This window comes from Stenotrophomonas sp. 01N47 (assembly GCF_056399165.1).
Genome location: NZ_JBFTQU010000034.1, coordinates 1 through 544 on the forward strand (window position 1 = coordinate 1; position 544 = coordinate 544).

1 protein-coding gene is annotated in these 544 nt (G+C 60.7%); it reads right to left on the reverse strand.

All coding sequences use genetic code 11. The features are described from left to right. Positions 1-105 precede the first annotated feature (105 nt). On the reverse strand, positions 106-544 hold a 439-nt coding region (locus AC1DKR_RS21060), incomplete at its 5' end, for a hypothetical protein (RefSeq protein ID WP_478035076.1).

Consider the following 544-nt stretch of genomic DNA (forward strand, 5'->3'; position numbering starts at 1 on the left):
AGGTAATGGCGGTGCTGAAAGAGCGCTATGCCGGCCAGATGGATTTCTCCAAGGCGTCCGGCGCCGTCAAGGAACTCTTGAACTGATCGATCAAGCCATTCCCCCTCAGGCGAGGCGCGCGGTCTTCGGGACCGCGGGCCCCAGCACGCTTGCGGCTGCCGCGTCGATGACGGCGAATTTCGCAGCCTGATAGCCCCAATATTCCCGCACGAACTTCATAGACATCCAGGTCTCGCCCTTGAACGAGGCCTCCGACCAGCCGATGCTGCCCATCTCGGCTGCCTGCGACAGCAGTCGCTTCAGATGTGTGTTGGAGATCATGAACTGGTCGCGGATCTCCTTCAGCGACAGCCTTCCGATTGCGACGCGCTCCATCGACTTGTCGAAAGAGGTTATCCGCGTCATCAGCAGGTCCATCACGAGGCCGCCGGAGTTTGCCCAGTTGAAGAGATTGTAGGTGGTGCCGGGATCGCGCACCGCGTCGCTGTCGATGATGCCCTTGGCGATCAACGGCTGCATGCGGGCAAAGACCATCGGATCCTTC